This window comes from Amycolatopsis sp. NPDC004169 (assembly GCF_040610315.1).
Taxonomy (GTDB): Bacteria; Actinomycetota; Actinomycetes; order Mycobacteriales; family Pseudonocardiaceae; genus Amycolatopsis.
Genome location: NZ_JBEXMD010000003.1, coordinates 266712 through 281835 on the forward strand (window position 1 = coordinate 266712; position 15124 = coordinate 281835).

Annotated in this window: 16 protein-coding genes; 10 read left to right on the forward strand and 6 right to left on the reverse strand. The window is 69.6% G+C overall.

The features are described from left to right. Position 1: 1 nt before the first annotated feature. The 5 genes from ABZX11_RS05900 to phoU all read left to right on the forward strand — a co-directional run bounded on the left by ABZX11_RS05900 (position 2) and on the right by phoU (position 5586). Positions 2–835 carry an alpha/beta hydrolase gene (locus ABZX11_RS05900; RefSeq protein WP_176174163.1) on the forward strand — a complete coding sequence of 278 codons (834 nt, stop codon included), beginning with the start codon at positions 2–4 and terminating at the stop codon, positions 833–835. Positions 836–922: 87 nt separating this feature from the next. Next, positions 923–1486 carry an isopentenyl-diphosphate Delta-isomerase gene (gene idi / locus ABZX11_RS05905; RefSeq protein ID WP_354910300.1) on the forward strand — a complete coding sequence of 188 codons (564 nt, stop codon included), beginning with the start codon at positions 923–925 and terminating at the stop codon, positions 1484–1486. Between the two features lie 120 nt (positions 1487–1606). Then, entirely contained in the window at positions 1607–2281 is a 675-nt protein-coding gene (locus ABZX11_RS05910) for a GGDEF domain-containing protein (protein WP_176178077.1), read from the forward strand. 1173 nt (positions 2282–3454) lie between these two features. Further along, positions 3455–4837, forward strand: a complete 1383-nt coding sequence (locus tag ABZX11_RS05915; RefSeq protein WP_176174161.1) for an LCP family protein — start codon at positions 3455–3457, stop codon at positions 4835–4837. Positions 4838–4920: 83 nt separating this feature from the next. Further along, entirely contained in the window at positions 4921–5586 is a 666-nt protein-coding gene (phoU, locus tag ABZX11_RS05920) for a phosphate signaling complex protein PhoU (RefSeq protein ID WP_176174160.1), read from the forward strand. Positions 5587–5713: 127 nt separating this feature from the next. Here the strand turns inward: phoU and pstB are convergent, their stop codons facing one another. The 6 genes from pstB to ABZX11_RS05950 form a co-directional block, all read right to left on the reverse strand. Further along, complete coding sequence (gene pstB / locus ABZX11_RS05925) at positions 5714–6490, reverse strand: phosphate ABC transporter ATP-binding protein PstB (protein ID WP_086862623.1); 777 nt, start codon at positions 6488–6490, stop codon at positions 5714–5716. A 10-nt stretch (positions 6491–6500) separates the two neighbouring features. After that, a complete protein-coding gene (pstA, locus tag ABZX11_RS05930) occupies positions 6501–7418 on the reverse strand; it encodes a phosphate ABC transporter permease PstA (protein WP_176174159.1) in 918 nt (305 codons plus the stop codon). A gap of 2 nt (positions 7419–7420) precedes the next feature. After that, a complete protein-coding gene (gene pstC, locus ABZX11_RS05935; protein ID WP_176178076.1) occupies positions 7421–8341 on the reverse strand; it encodes a phosphate ABC transporter permease subunit PstC in 921 nt (306 codons plus the stop codon). A gap of 198 nt (positions 8342–8539) precedes the next feature. After that, complete coding sequence (gene pstS, locus ABZX11_RS05940) at positions 8540–9670, reverse strand: phosphate ABC transporter substrate-binding protein PstS (protein WP_176178075.1); 1131 nt, start codon at positions 9668–9670, stop codon at positions 8540–8542. Between the two features lie 228 nt (positions 9671–9898). After that, positions 9899–10798, reverse strand: a complete 900-nt coding sequence (mshD, locus tag ABZX11_RS05945) for a mycothiol synthase (RefSeq protein WP_176174158.1) — start codon at positions 10796–10798, stop codon at positions 9899–9901. Between the two features lie 67 nt (positions 10799–10865). Continuing rightward, positions 10866–11615 carry a response regulator transcription factor gene (locus ABZX11_RS05950; protein ID WP_176174157.1) on the reverse strand — a complete coding sequence of 250 codons (750 nt, stop codon included), beginning with the start codon at positions 11613–11615 and terminating at the stop codon, positions 10866–10868. Between the two features lie 152 nt (positions 11616–11767). Between ABZX11_RS05950 and ABZX11_RS05955 the strand changes: the two genes are divergently transcribed. The 5 genes from ABZX11_RS05955 to ABZX11_RS05975 all read left to right on the forward strand — a co-directional run bounded on the left by ABZX11_RS05955 (position 11768) and on the right by ABZX11_RS05975 (position 14979). Continuing rightward, a complete protein-coding gene (locus tag ABZX11_RS05955) occupies positions 11768–12667 on the forward strand; it encodes a DUF2993 domain-containing protein (RefSeq protein ID WP_176174156.1) in 900 nt (299 codons plus the stop codon). 11 nt (positions 12668–12678) lie between these two features. Further along, positions 12679–13104 (forward strand): thioredoxin family protein, encoded by a 426-nt coding sequence (locus ABZX11_RS05960; protein WP_354910306.1) that lies wholly within the window; start codon positions 12679–12681, stop codon positions 13102–13104. A 263-nt stretch (positions 13105–13367) separates the two neighbouring features. Continuing rightward, complete coding sequence (locus ABZX11_RS05965) at positions 13368–13799, forward strand: DUF4395 domain-containing protein (RefSeq protein ID WP_354910308.1); 432 nt, start codon at positions 13368–13370, stop codon at positions 13797–13799. Positions 13800–13831: 32 nt separating this feature from the next. Further along, positions 13832–14668, forward strand: a complete 837-nt coding sequence (locus ABZX11_RS05970; RefSeq protein WP_176174153.1) for a sulfurtransferase — start codon at positions 13832–13834, stop codon at positions 14666–14668. Then, positions 14668–14979, forward strand: a complete 312-nt coding sequence (locus tag ABZX11_RS05975) for a DUF1416 domain-containing protein (protein ID WP_176174152.1) — start codon at positions 14668–14670, stop codon at positions 14977–14979. The genes ABZX11_RS05970 and ABZX11_RS05975 overlap by 1 nt, the downstream gene beginning before the upstream one ends. Positions 14980–15124 lie beyond the last annotated feature (145 nt).

A 15124-nucleotide genomic window follows, 5' to 3' on the forward strand; every position in this document is an offset into this window, starting at 1 on the left:
CGTGATCGACCACATCAGCATCCCGACCGAAGCCGGTACCTTCGACGCCATCGCCGCCGGGCCCGAAGACGGGCGGCCCGTGCTGCTGCTGCACGGCTTCCCCGAAGCCGCGACGGAGTGGGAGCACCAGGTCGCCACCCTCGGGGTGCTCGGGTTCCGGGCCGTCGCGCCGGACCAGCGGGGCTACTCGCCCGGTGTGCGGCCCGAGCAGGCGTCCGACTACTCGATCGATCACCTCGTCGGCGACGTCGTCACCATCACCGAAGCGCTCGGGTGGCCGAAGTTCGACCTCGTCGGGCACGACTGGGGTGGCGCCGTCGCCTGGTGGACCGCCGACGCGCACCCCGAACGGCTGCGCAGCCTGACCGTCGTCTCGACGCCGCACCCCGGCGCGCTGGCCGACGCCATGAAGACCGACGAGGACCAGCACCTGCGCTCGCGGTACATGACCGAATGGCGCCAGACCCGCGTCACCGAGCGGCGGATGCTGGAGAACGACGCCCGCGCGCTGCGGGACATGTTCGAGCGGCGCGTGTCGCCGTCGAAGGTCGACGACTACGTGCAGCGGCTGTCCGAGCCCGGCGCGCTCACCGCCGCCCTGAACTGGTACCGGGCCGGGCGGCCGGGCGGGAAGATCGGCAAGATCGCCGTGCCGACGCTCTACATCTGGAGCACCGAGGACGCCGCCTTCGGCTCCGCCGCCGCGCTCGACACCGCGAACCGGGTCACCGGGCCCTACCGGTTCGAGATGCTCGAAGACGTCACGCACTGGGTGCCCGAGGAGGCACCGGAGGCCGTCACCACGTTGCTCGTGGAGCACCTCAACGCGCGGTGACCGCCCGTCACCCCGCCGGGCGGACCGCGGGTAACCCACCCGCCTCGCGGTACGGCGCCCCGAGGGCCGTCGTGTTCACTGGGACACGTGGATATCGCGATCGAACCCGAGACCGAGCAGGTCGTCTTCGTCACCGAGGACGGCGTGCCCACCGGCGAGACCGGCCCGAAGCTGGCCAGCCACCACGAGCACACCCGGCTGCACCTGGCCTTCTCGTGCTACGTCCTGCGGCGCAGCGACAACGCCCTGCTGATCACCCAGCGCGCCCTCCACAAGAAGGTCTGGCCGGGGGTCTGGACCAACAGCGTCTGCGGCCACCCCGCGCCCGGCGAGGAGCTCGAGGACGCCGTCGCGCGGCGCGCGGACTACGAGCTCGGGCTGCCGTCGCTGTCCGGGCTGCACTGCGTGCTGCCGAACTACCGGTACCGGACGCCGCCGTTCCAGGGGATCGTCGAGAACGAGTTCTGCCCGGTGTTCGCCGCATGGGCCGACGTCGAGCCGGCACCGAACCCGGAAGAGGTCGGCGACTGGCGCTGGATTCCCTGGCCCGACTACACGGAGTTGCTGAACGATGCGACGGCTAATGTGAGTTACTGGGCCAAGGACCAGTATTCGCAGCTCAAGACCCTCGAACCGTTCGCCGGACTCTGAGCCGATTACTGCGGAGAGTCACCGTCGCAGTCCCGTTTGAGCGAAATTCACCTTCTTCCGCACCGGTACCTCAAGCGCGGCCGTCCCCTCGACGACAACCAAGGGGTGGTGGAGGTGGGGATGGTCGCCGAGGGCGACGGCGCGCCCGGCCGGGCGGCCGGCCCGCCGCCGCCGGACCTGCTCCGCCTGCACGAGGCCATCGCCGGCCTCTTCGCCACCCAGGGCGACTGGCAGCGCGCCTACCAGCACCTGCGCTCCGCGCTGGCCATCGCCCGGGACGGCAGTCTCCGCGACGCGCTGACGTCGAGCTACAACCGCCGTTACTTCGACGAGCGGCTCTACGGACCGTTCACCGACCGGCCGCCGCTGACGCTGGCGTTGATCGACCTCGACCGCTTCAAGAGCGTCAACGACACGTACGGTCACCTCGTCGGCGACCGCGTCCTGCGCCGGGTCGCCGATCTGCTCCAGGAGGACCTCCCGCCGGACGGCTTCTGCGCGCGCTACGGCGGCGAGGAGTTCGTGCTGTGGCTGCCCGGGCTGGACGCCGGCCGGGCTGTCCGCGTCGTCGACGACGCCCGGTTGCGCGTCGCCCGTCATCCCTGGTCAGAACTGCAGCCGGGGCTGCGGGTGACCATCAGCGCCGGGCTCGCGCACGAGCCGGGGGCACCGGCGTCGCCGGAGCTCCAGCTGCGTCGCGCGGACGTCCAGCTTTATGCGGCGAAACGCGCCGGTCGTAACAAAGTTGCCTATCAGGACACACAAACGACACAGTTAATGACCCACTCTGAGTAACGCAAAGGGTGTATTACTCCGTCTGTCGACAAGAGGTATCACCCGTTTGTCGACGCTCACCGGCCGTTCGTCGACTCAAGGTGAAGAAAATTCCGATGGGGTGTCGTCACGAACGGGGGGTATCCGTACGATAACGAAAACCTCCGGGGGAACGATCACCTCCTGCGGGGGAAGACGGCCAAGTCGAAGCCACCCTTCGATCCCGCGAAAGGAGACCGAGTGCCGGACGAGTTCGACGGCCCGGGAACCGGTCGCCGCCTCGACGGTCCCGCGCGACCCAGGCCCGGACGGCGCCGGTCGATGGAGGACCAGGGCGGGATCAGCGTCTCCGACGTCGTCGCCAGGACCACCGGTGCCCGGCCGCTGCCGCCCCGCGAGCAGCAGGACCGCGCGGACCAGCCGGGACGACGCGTCCGCGCGGCCGAACCACCGGCCCCGCCACGGCCGTCGCAGCCCCGCGCGCAGAGGCCGGCCGAGGGGCCCGCTGAAGACCCAGTACCCACGGACGCCACTCGTCAACCGCGCGCACCCCGCCCGAGGCAGCCCCGCCGCACAACGGCGGCGGCCCCGCTGCCGGAGGCACCCCTGCAGCGCCGCCCGCCGGCGGCCAACCCGGGCCCCCAGCAGACCTCCGCGGCCCAGCAGCCCCCGAGGCGCCCGCGCCGCGCGGCGGCCGAGCCTCCCCAGGCCGAAAACGCCCCGCCGCGGCGCGCGCCGCAACGCTCGACGCCGGACAGCCCGGCACCCCGCCGCACGGGTGAGGGTGGCGCCGGCGAGGGGCCCGCAGGCCGCCGCGCCGCCGCGGGTGGTCCGGCACCCCGCCGCACCGGCGAGGCCGCCGCGCCCTCGCGCACCACGCCGGACAGCCCGGCGCCTCGCCGAGCCCCCGCCGAAGGGGCCGCTCCTACGCGCGCTGTCGCCGGTGACGGGCCTGCAGGCCGCCGCCCTGCCGCGGATGGTCCTGGACCTCGGCGCACCGCGGAAAATCCGATGCCCCGCCGCACCGCTGAAGGGGCCGCAGCTCAGCGCACCACCGGCGAGGGCCCCACCGGCCGCCGCGTCGAAGGGGCCGCTCCCCAGCGCGCCGCCGGCGAAAGCCCCGCGGGCCGCCGCGTCGCCGATGACGGGTCGGCGCCCGGTGTTCCGCCTCGGGCTGCTCTCGATCCGCTGACCATGACCGACGAGATGGAAGCGATCGACGAAGCGACGCAATACCGTCGCAAGATCGACCACACCCTCGCCCGGTTCTCCGCCGCCCACGACGAGATGGAAGCCGAAGAGGCCAAGCGGCGGGAACGCCGTGAACGCCTCTCGCCCGCTTCCCTCATCGAGAGCACCCGGACCGCCCTGCAGCGCGTGGTCACCGCCGGTGAAGCCGAGGCCGAAGAAGCCGCTCCCGCGCTGAGCCCCGTGCAGGAAAAGCCGCGGCGGTCGGCGCAGTTCGGGCGGATCGCCGCCGCCGTGGTGGCCGGGCTCGTCTTCCTGGGGATCGGGGGTGCCTGGGGCGCGCAGACCTACTTCGACGCCAAGTTCACCCAGGTCTCCGCCCTCGACGAGAACTCCTCCGACATCCAGGACGCCGCGGCCCAGGCCAACGACGAGAACTTCCTGATGGTCGGCTCGGACACGCGCGACGGCGCGTCCGCCGAGGAAGGCGTCGGCACCGCCGACAGCACCCCCGGCGCGCGGAGCGACACCGTGATGGTCGCGCACGTGCCCGCCGACCGGAAGCGGGTCGTCGTCACGTCCTTCCCGCGTGACCTCGAGATCAACCGCCCGGACTGCCAGAAGTGGGACCCGGCGCAGAACAAGACCACCGACGAGATCTACAAGGGCGCGAAGTTCGCCAAGCTCAACACCGCCTACGCGGTCGGCGGCCCGGCGTGCGTCACCAAGGTGATCCAGCAGATCACCGGCCTGCGGATCAACCACTTCGTCGGCATCGACTTCAACGGCTTCAAGGAGATGGTCGACGCGGTGCACGGCGTCACCATCCACAACGAGATCCCGATCGACGACACCATCCTCGGCAAGGTGCTGCTGCAGACCGGTGACGTCACCATCTCCGGCGACCAGGCGCTGAACTTCGTGCGCGCGCGGCACGTCAAGGGCGACCCGACTTCCGACTACGGCCGGATCAAGCGGCAGCAGGAGTTCATCGGCGCGCTGCTGAAGAAGGTCATGTCCTCGGACGTCGTGCTCGACCCCGGCAAGCTGAGCGACTTCATCACCGCCTTCGCGAAGGCCACCTTCGGCGACAACCTCGGCGTCAAGCAGATGATGACGCTGGCGCAGTCGATGAAGGGCCTGGACCCGTCGAAGATCACCTTCCTCACCGTCCCGACGGTCGGCATGGCCAACAACCGCGGCAACGAGGTGCTCGTCGTCAGCAAGACGAAGACCCTGTTCGACGCGCTGCGCAACAACACCCCGCTGCCGGACCCGAACGCGCCGATCCCGGTGAGCGAGCAGGCGCCGCCGACCAGCACGTCGAAGTCGAAGAGCAGCAGCAGCTCGAAGTCGACGACCACCCGCAAGAGCAGCGGGAACGGCTGATCCGCGAGGATCGTTAGTCCGGGTTCACGTGCGGTTCACCCGGCGATGCGGTGTTTGGTCACGGTTGGCCGTAGGGTTGGGCCATGCGTGAGGCCTACCATGTCGAACTCGAACAGCTCGCCGACCACCTGGCCGGTATGTCGGTCCAGGTCGCCGACGCCATGGAGCGCGCCACGCGCGCCCTCCTGGAGGCCGACCTCAGTCTCGCCGAGCAGGTGATCAGCGACGACTCGAAGGTCGACGACGCCCGCGCCCAGTGCGAGGAGCAGGCGTACGCCCTGCTGGCCCTCCAAGCGCCGGTGGCGACCGACCTGCGCACGGTGCTCGCGGCGATCCACGCCGCCGAAAGCCTGGAGCGCATGGGCGACCTGGCGCTGCACGTGGCGAAGGCCGCGCGCCGCCGTCACCCGGACCCGGTGCTGCCGGAGTCGGTGCGCCCGTACTTCACCGAAATGGGCGAGGTGGCCGTCAAGCTGGCCCGCCAGGTGGAGCAGGTCATCCACTCCAAGGACGTCGAAGCGGCGAAGACGATCGAGTCCGACGACGACCAGGTGGACGACATCCACCGCCACCTGTTCACCGTCCTGATGGACCGTGAGTGGCCGTACGGCGTCGCCTCGGCGGTCGACGTCACCCTGCTGGGCCGCTTCTACGAGCGCTACGCCGACCACGCGGTGTCGGTCGCAAAGCGGATGATCTTCGTCGTCACCGGCAAGATGCCGGGCTACGGCTCCGACGACGACATCTGAGTCCCGAAAAGGGAAAGCCCCCGGCAGCGGCCGGGGGCTTTCTCGTTGCTCCACTTAGGACAAAACGAAAGGTCTTTCTCGCCGGCCCCGAGCGCCGGCGAGAAAGACCTTTCGCAGCAACGGCTACTCAGCCGAAGCGACCGGAAATGTAGTCTTCCGTGGCTTTTTCGTCCGGGTTGGAGAAGATCTTCTCCGTGTCGTTCAGTTCCACCAGCCGGCCGGGCTGGCCGACGCCGGCGAGGTTGAAGAACGCCGTCTGGTCGGAAACCCGGGCCGCCTGCTGCATGTTGTGCGTGACGATGACGATCGTGTAGTCCTTCTTCAGCTCGCCGATCAAGTCCTCGATCGCCAGCGTGGAGATCGGGTCCAGGGCGGAGCACGGCTCGTCCATCAGCAGCACGTCCGGCTGGACCGCGATCGCGCGGGCGATGCACAGCCGCTGCTGCTGACCGCCCGAGAGGCCGCCACCCGGCTTGTTCAGGCGGTCCTTGACCTCGTTCCAGAGGTTCGCGCCGCGCAGGGCGCGCTCGGCGATGTCGTCGAGGGTCTTCTTGCCCTTGGTGCCACCCAGCTTCAGCCCGGCGACGACGTTGTCCTTGATGGACATCGTCGGGAACGGGTTGGGGCGCTGGAACACCATGCCGATCGTGCGGCGCACCTGCACCGGGTCGACCGCCGAGGCGTAGATGTCCTCGCCGTCGAGCAGCACCTGGCCGTCCACCCGGGCGCCGGGGATCACTTCGTGCATGCGGTTGAGCGTGCGCAGCACCGTCGACTTGCCGCAGCCCGACGGGCCGATGAACGCGGTGACGTTGCGCGGCGGCACGGACAGGGTGACGCCGTCCACGGCGTGGAACTTGCCGTAGTAGATGTCGACGTCCTTGACATCGATTCGCTTGGCCATCAGGAACAGCTCACTTCTTCTTCGGGGCGACGAGGCGCGCGAACACGGTGGCGAGGAGGTTGATGACGGCGATGATGAGCACCAGGGTCAGTGCCGCGCCCCAGATCCGGTCGAAACCGACCGAGCCCGGGTCCATCGGGTTGCTGACGCGCTCGTTGTTCATCAGCAGCGGCAGGGCGGCCTGCTCGCCGTGGAAGATGTCCCAGTTCGTGTAGGCCGAGTAGCCGACCAGGACCAGCAGCGGCGCCGTCTCGCCCATGACCCGGGCGAGCGCCATCATGATGCCGCCGATGATGCCGGACAGCGCCGTCGGCAGCACGATCTTCATGATCGTCTTCCACTTCGGCACGCCCAGCGCGTACGACGCCTCGCGCAGGTCGTCGGGGACGATCCGCAGCATCTCCTCCGACGACCGCACGACCACCGGGATCATCAGCAGCACCAGGGCCAGCGAAACGGCGAGGCCGCTGCGCGGCAGGCCGAGCGTGGTGATCCACAGCGCGTAGATGAACAGCGCGGCCACGATGGACGGGACACCGGAGAGGATGTCCACCATGAACGTGGTGGCCTTGGCGAGCTTGCCGCCCCGGCCGTACTCGACGAGGTAGATCGCGACGAGCATGCCGATCGGCACCGCGATGATCGCGCACACCAGGCCCTGCAGCAGGGTGCCGACGATGGCGTGCAGCACGCCGCCGCCGACCTCGTCGGACAGGACGTCGCCGAAGTCCTCGGTCCACCAGTTGCTGTAGGGGATGCGCTTGATGCCGTAGGCGATCACCGTGTAGAGCACCCACACCAGCGGGACGACGGCGATCAGGAACGACAGCCAGACCAGCGTGGTCGCCAGCCCGTTCTTGACCTTGCGGCCCAGGCTGACCTGCTGGAACGCCGGGGTCGTGGCGGGAGCTTCGAGCGTGGTGGACATGCTCAGTCCCCCTTCTTGCCGATGATGGACCGCGCGAAGAAGTTCACGACGAAGGTGAGCACGAACAGCACCAGGCCGGCCGCGATGTACGCCCCGGCCGAGACCTCGTTGTTGAACTCGCTGTAGTTGGCGGCGATCTTCGAGGCGAAGGTGGCGCCACCGTCGAAGAGGCTCCAGTCGAAGTTCTTGCCCTGCGGGATCAGCAGGATGACGGCCAGCGCGATGGTCTCGCCCAGCGCGCGGCCGAGGCCCAGCATGGACGCGCCGACGTAGCCGGCCTTGCCGAACGGCAGGACCGTGGTGCGGATGACCTCCCAGCGGGTGGCGCCGAGGGCGAGCGCACCCTCGATGTGCGGGGTCGGCGTCCGCTCGAACACCTCGCGCGAGAGCGACGTGATGATCGGCAGGATCATCACGGCCAGCACGATGCCCGCGGTGAAGATCGTGCCGCGCACGCTCGGCGCGACGTTGCCGGGCGCGAGGATCGGGAACCACGAGAACGTGTCGTTGACCCACTGCGCGAACGGCTCGATCGCCGGCGCGAAGACCAGGATGCCCCAGAGGCCGAAGATGATCGACGGCACCGCGGCGAGCAGGTCGACGACGTAGGCGAACGGCCGCGCGAGGCGCGGCGGCGCGTACTGGGTCAGGAACAGCGCGATGCCCAGCGAGACCGGCATCGCGATGACCAGGGCCACGAGCGACGTCGCCACGGTGACCTCGAGCAGGTCGAGGATGCCGAACGCCATGTTCGCCGGGTCGTTGGTCGACCAGCCGTGGTTGGTGAGGAAGTTGACCTTGTTCGCCTGCAGCGCCGGGATCGCCTGGATCAGCAGGAAGAGGCCGATCAGGCCGATCAGGGCGACGACGAAGATCCCGGCCCCGGTGGTCAGGTTCTGGAAGATGCGGTCACCGGGCCGCACCTTCTTCGCTTTCTCGCCCGCGGGCGGCTGCGGCGCCGCCGGCGGGGCTGCTTGCTCCGAAATCGGGACCTCCGGGGGCGTCGTGGCGGACGACGAACGCCCACCGGGGTCGCCGGTGGGCGTTCGCGTCGAGGATGACTCGCTCATCAGCTACTTCTGACCAGCCTCTATCACTCGGATGTCAGTCGCAATGCCGGGTCAGGAGATCGCCTTGACCGCGGCCAGGACCTTGGTCTGCAGCGACTGCGGGATCGGCACGTAGCCCTTGGCGGACAGCGGCTGCTGACCGGTGGTGGCGGCGACCGTCAGGAACGCCTTGACGGCCTTCGCGACGTCCGGGTTCGAGTACTTCGAGCAGACGATCTCGTAGGTCGTCAGCAGCAGCGGGTAGGCACCCGGGGTGTTGCTGGCGTAGATGCCGTTGAGGTCGAGCGCGAGGTCGTTGGAGCCGTCCTTGAGGAACTTGGCCGCGTCCAGGGACTTCGCCACGTTCTCCGAGTTGAGCTCGACACCGCCGGAGCCGCTGTCGATCAGGGCCGGGGTCAGGCCGTCCTTGGCGAACGCGCCCTCGACGTAGGTGATGCCGCCGTCGGAGGCCTTCACCGCGGTCGCGACACCGTTGGAGCCCTGCGCACCGTTGCCGACGCCGCCGTTGAACTTCTTGCCGGCCCCCTTGGTCCAGTCGGCCTTCGCCGCCGCACCCAGGTACTTCTGGAAGTTGTCGGTGGTGCCCGACTCGTCGGAGCGGGAGACGACCTGGATGGCCTTGTCCGGCAGGTTAAGGCTCTCGTTGCCCTTGACGCCCTTGATGGCCGGGTCGTTCCACTTGGTGATCGCGCCGCTGAAGATCTTGGCGGTGACCGACGGGGTCAGCACCAGCTTGTCCACGCCGGACAGCTTGTAGGCGACCGCGATCGGGCCGACGACCAGCGGGATGTTCCAGGCGTCGCTGGCGCAGCGGGCCTTGGCGGCCGCGGCGTCGGCGTCCTTGATCGGCGAGTCGGAGCCGCCGAAGTCGATCTGGTTGGCGTTGAACTGCTTGACGCCCGCGCCCGAACCGCTCGGGTTGTAGTTGACCTTCTGGCCCGAGCACTTCTTGCCGTACTCCTGCGTGAAGATGTCGATGGCGTTCTTCTGGGCCGACGAGCCTTCCGCGGAGAGCGGGCTCTTGCCGCCGCACTCCACATCGGCGGTGCCGGTCGCAGCAGGCGCCGAAGCCGAGTTCGAGCTGCTGCTGTTGGACGCCGCGGGGTCAGTGCCACAGGCGGCGAGCACGAGAGCGGCGCTCGCCACGATGCCGACCGCGCTCAGGGGCCGCATGATCTTCACTGCTGTTTCCTCCATCAGGAGCTTCACCGGTTCGGCCGCGGCGGAGGTCGCCGTGCCGGAACCGGACATTAGGCAGCGCTGGTGGACGGTCGGCCGTGAACAAATGAACGCAAAGTGAACAGACCCCGGGATGTGAGCAGTGCGACTAGCTCGAGAGGCCGCCGTGTCCGGGCCGTGACCTGGGCGTTTGCCGTCAGTGACGACGTGCTTGCACGGCGTCCACCGTGGTCACCGACCGTACTGGACGTCGGTTTCGTGACGGGTGAACCCGAGCTTGGTGTAGACCGCCAGAGCCGGCGCGTTGTCGCCCTCGACGTACAGGATGATCTGCCGCAGCCCGCGGCTCGCGAGGTACCGCAGCCCGGCGAGCGTGAGCGCCCGGCCGAGCCCGCCGCCCTGCGCGGCCGGGTCGACGCCGACGACGTACACCTCGCCGACGGGCTCGCCGCCGAACCGGCCGGGGGTGGGCTCGTGGACCTTCGTCCAGTGGAAGCCGATGACCTCGCCGTCCTGTTCGGCGAGGAAGAAGCCGTCGGCGTCGAACCACGGCCGGGCTTCGTCGGCGCGGACGTCGTCGGCGGTCAGCGCGCCCTGCTCGGGGTGCCAGTCGAAGGCCCGCGCGTTCACCCGCACCACGGCGTCCTCGTCCTGGCCCGGCACGAACGTCCGCAGCGAGACACCCTCGCGCAGCACCGGCTCAGGCCAGACCGCGCTGTCGACGTCGACGTGCAGGATCAGCAGTTCGCGCTTGCGTTCGAGACCGGTCTTGACGGCCAGCTTCTGCGCGGCCGGGTGGTCACCGTGCGCCCAGACGCGGAACCCGACCGCGGCCCGCTCGTCGAGCGACTGAAGCAGCTTCGCGCCGTAGCCGCGGCCACGGTGGGCGGGGTGCACGAACAGCTCGGCGACCTGGTGGCCGAAGGAGTCACCCGTGGTGTCGAGGTGCGCGTAGCCGACGACCTCGTCCTCGACGCAGGCGACCAGGTGCTCACCGCCGTCGAACTCGCCGGGCAGCGGGCCATCGGGCCCGACCTCGGGGCGCCCGTCCGCGCCCCGCACGGCCAGCAGCAGCCCGCGGACGTCCTCGAGCTGCTTTTCGTCCAGTTCCTGCCGCCACTCTCCGGTCACCCTGCGACCGTACCCGTGCCGGACGCAACGCGAACGTTGTCGCCGCGTCCAGGTGAAGGTGGGGACGTCAGTGGGCGAGTTCGGGAGTCTCGGCCGGGGCATCGGCCTGGGCGGGCACGCCCGGCCTCGGCCCGCCGCTCTTGGCCGGCCGCTCGAACTTGTAGCCGACGTTGCGCACCGTCCCGATCATCTGCTCGTGCTCGGGGCCGAGCTTGGCGCGCAGCCGCCGGACGTGCACGTCGACCGTGCGGGTGCCGCCGAAGAAGTCGTAGCCCCAGACCTCCTGCAGCAGCTGGGCGCGGGTGAACACCCGGCCCGCGTGCTGCGCGAGGTACTTGAGCAGCTCGAACTCCTTGTAGGTGAGCTCGAGGGTGCGCTTGCGGAGGCGGGCGGTGTAGGTCGCCTCGTCGATCACCAGCTCACCGACCCGCAGCTCGGCGTCGACCTGCGCGGAACCGCCGTCGCGGGTCGTCACCAGCCGCAGCCGGGCGTCGACCTCGGCCGGGCCCGCCGTGGGCAGCAGGATGTCGTCGGTGCGCCACTCGGCGCTCACGGCGACGAGCCCGCCTTCGCCGACGACGGCGATGATCGGGGTGGCCGCCTCTTCCTCGCCGGTGCCCTTGAGCAGGCGGCAGAGGCTCTTCGCCGAGGCCAGGTCGCTGCGCGCGTCGAGGAGGATCACATCGCGGTGGCCGGCGTCGAGCAGGGCCGTCACCTCGGGAGCGCGGACGCGTACGGTGTGCGGCAGCAGGTCCAGTGCGGGCAGCACCGACGTGGCGTCGGCCTCCGCAGTCAGTACCAGAAGGTCCAGGCTCATCAGCCGCACCGCCTTCTCGAGTCGTCGCCGCAAAGCGGCGTTGGTCGGTGCTAAGTGAGAATAGCGGCTGAACGGCCGGGCACCTAACCCTTGCTGGATCGATCACACCTGGAGGAATCCCGGTGTCCCCGACGAACAGGAGTACGGACGCGATGGTGAGCAGGCCCGTGACCCGGGACGACCGACCCGGACCGACGCCCGACGCGCGACGCCGCGGCCGCCGGGCCCGGCGCTGGGTGATCGCACTGATCGTGCTGGTCCTGCTGCTGGTCGGGGCCGATTTCGGGGCGGCGGCGTTCGCCGAGCACATGATTTCGCAGAAGGTGCGCACCCAGCTGCAGCTGAGCGACGACCCGTCGGTGACGATCCACGGCTTCCCGTTCCTCACCCAGGCCCTCGGCGGTGACTACAGTCACATCAGCGTGTCCGCCGCCGGCATCCCGGTCGCCCAGAAGCTGCAGGACGTCGCGGTCAACGCCGAGCTCGAGGACGTCAAGGCCCCGCTGTCCGACCTGACGAACGGCAACACGAAGGCGATCACCATCGGCGAGCTGACCGGCTCGGTCACCATCAAGGCCGCCGACCTGGCCCGGCTCTCGCCGCTGGACAAGATCAAGGACCTCCGGATCGAGCCGTCGACCACCGAATACGTCGAGAACGGCGACGCCGGCCAGAGCGAGCCCGCGCCGACCACGACGAAGACCACCGAGGGCCAGGCCGACCAGGACGAGTCGAGCACCGGTGTCCGCATTTCGGGACACCTTCAGTTCGCGGGCAAGGATCTGGAAATCTTCTGTTTCGCGATGATCGAGGCGGACGCCGCCAAGGGAACGATCAACTTCCTCCCCAAGCGGCTGCAGTTCGGGAACGACCAGGAGACCACCGTCGTCCCGGCGGCGGTGCAGAAGGCGCTGATGCCGAACTTCAACGCCTCGATCAACACGAAGGACCTGCCGCTGTCGGTCACCCCGACCGGCGTGCGGGTGCAGAGCGGATCGGTGACGATCAAGGGCAAGGCGAGCAACGTGTCCTTCGCGGACCTCAGCAAGTAGGGAGCGGTGCGGTGACGGGAGTGTGGGTGCTCGTGGCGACGCTGGTGGCCGCCGCGGCCGTCGGTGCGCTGCTCAAGGCCCGCAACGGCCGGGTGCGCGACGCCAAGCCGACGCGCGAGCTGCCCGCTCCCGTCACCGACGTGCTCGACCCGGCGTCCGCGGTGACGCTGGTCCAGATCTCCACCACCTTCTGCGCGCCCTGCCGGCACGCGAAGGCCGTGCTCGCGCCGCTGGCCGAGCGCACCGACGGCCTGCACCACGTCGAACTCGACGTGACGAACCAGCCGGAGGTCGCGCAGTCGCTGTCCGTGCTGCGCACGCCGACCACGATCGCGCTGACCCCGGACGGCCGGGAGCTGCTGCGCGTCGGCGGCGTCCCCAAGGGCCCCGAACTCCTGGACGCCCTACGGCCGCATCTCACGACCCGGACGCCCTGACCGGGGTTTGTCCCGTATCTTGGGAATCGTCCCAAGGTATGAACGTGGTTCCCACCTTGAGAGAGCGCTGGGTACCCTCGCACCCGTGACCGGGCTGACCACCTTCTTGACGCAGCGACGCGCAGTCGACCTCTGCCGCGTCCGCAGCAGCCTGTGTCGCGTTCAGCCAGACCGGCGCTGAACCTTTCGATCCGGTCCCCACCAGCCCTGATGCCGCTGACGCGTGCCGTTCGCACGCACCCCTTGCTCCAGCTGGAGGCACCATGTCCGCCGGACCGGCCGTCGACCCGCGAGGCCCGCGGTTCGCCGCCATCCTGACCACGATCGTGCTCGCGGTCGTGCTGGTCACCCAGTGGTGGCCGCTGCTGGCGGTCCAGACCGTCGTCTTCGCCATCGGCGCCTTCGTCGGCCTCAAGCCGGCGCCGTACTCGATCCTCTACCGCGCGCTGGTCGCCCCGCGCCTCGGCCCGACCGACGAGCGCGAGGACGCGGCGCCGCTGCGGTTCGCCCAGGCCGTCGGGTTCGTGTTCGCACTGGCCGGCACGATCGGCTTCGCCGCCGGGATCACCCCGCTCGGCATCGTCGCGACGGCGTTCGCGCTGTTCGCCGCCTTCCTCAACGCGGCCTTCGACTTCTGCCTCGGCTGCGAAATGTTCTTGCTCATCAAACGCTTCACCCCCGCCCGCGCGTCCTAGAGAGTCAATCCCAGAAAGAGAGTTCTGTTCTCATGAGCCGTGAAGACGTCCTGGTCACCACCCAGTGGGCCGAGGAGAACCTGGACACCCCCGGCGTCGTGTTCGCCGAGGTCGACGAGGACACCACCGCCTACGACGCCGGCCACATCCGGGGCGCGGTGAAGTTCGACTGGCGGAAGGACCTGCAGGACGGGGTGCGCCGCGACTTCGTCTCCAAGGAGGGCTTCGAGAAGCTCCTCTCGGAGAAGGGCATCTCCAACGACGACCTGGTGATCCTCTACGGCGGCAACAACAACTGGTTCGCCGCGTACGCGTACTGGTACTTCAAGCTGTACGGCCACGACAAGGTCAAGCTGCTCGACGGCGGCCGCAAGAAGTGGGAGCTCGACGGCCGCGAGCTGAACTCCGACGAGGTCAAGCGGGACACGACGGAGTACAAGGCCCAGGACCAGGACCTCTCGCTGCGCGCGTTCCGCGACGAGGTCGTCCAGTCGATCGGGTCGAAGAACTTCGTGGACGTCCGCTCGCCGGACGAGTTCTCCGGCAAGCTGCTCGCCCCGGCGCACCTGCCGCAGGAGCAGTCCCAGGTCCCCGGCCACATCCCCGGCGCGCTCAACGTGCCGTGGGCGAAGGTCGCCAACGAGGACGGCACCTTCAAGACCGAGGACGAGATCCGGGAGCTCTACAAGGACGAGGGCATCGACGAGGGCAAGGGCACCATCGCCTACTGCCGCATCGGTGAGCGCTCCTCGATCGCCTGGTTCGCGCTGCACGAGCTGCTGGGCTACGAGGACGTCAAGAACTACGACGGTTCGTGGACGGAATACGGCTCGCTGGTCGGCGTGCCGGTCGAGTTGGGAGCCAAGTGATGGCGGTTGACGACAGCTGCGGCGCACCGGCCCAGGAGGCCACGCCTGCGGACTTCGACACGCGCGGCCAGGTCGTGCTCGCCGGCAAGGTGACCGGCGCGAACGGGCCGGTCGGCGGCGCGTTCGTCCGGCTGCTGGACGGCGGCGGCGACTTCACCGGCGAGGTCGTCTCCTCGGCCGACGGCGACTTCCGCTTCTACGCGGCGCCGGGCGAGTGGACGGTCCGCGCCCTGCACCGCACCGGCAACGGCGAAGCTTCCGTGACCGCGGAGGGCCCCGGCCTGCACCAGCTGGCCATCTCCGTCGGCTGAGTCCCCGCTGCACCGCGAAGGCCTTCCTGCTGCGGCAGGGAGGCCTTCGCGGCGTTTCCGGCCGGGTGACTGTGCTCACCGCGGCGACCCTGCGCAGGGCCGTTCCGCACGGGGGCGACTATTCTGCGGGGCGTGGAAGCCTTCT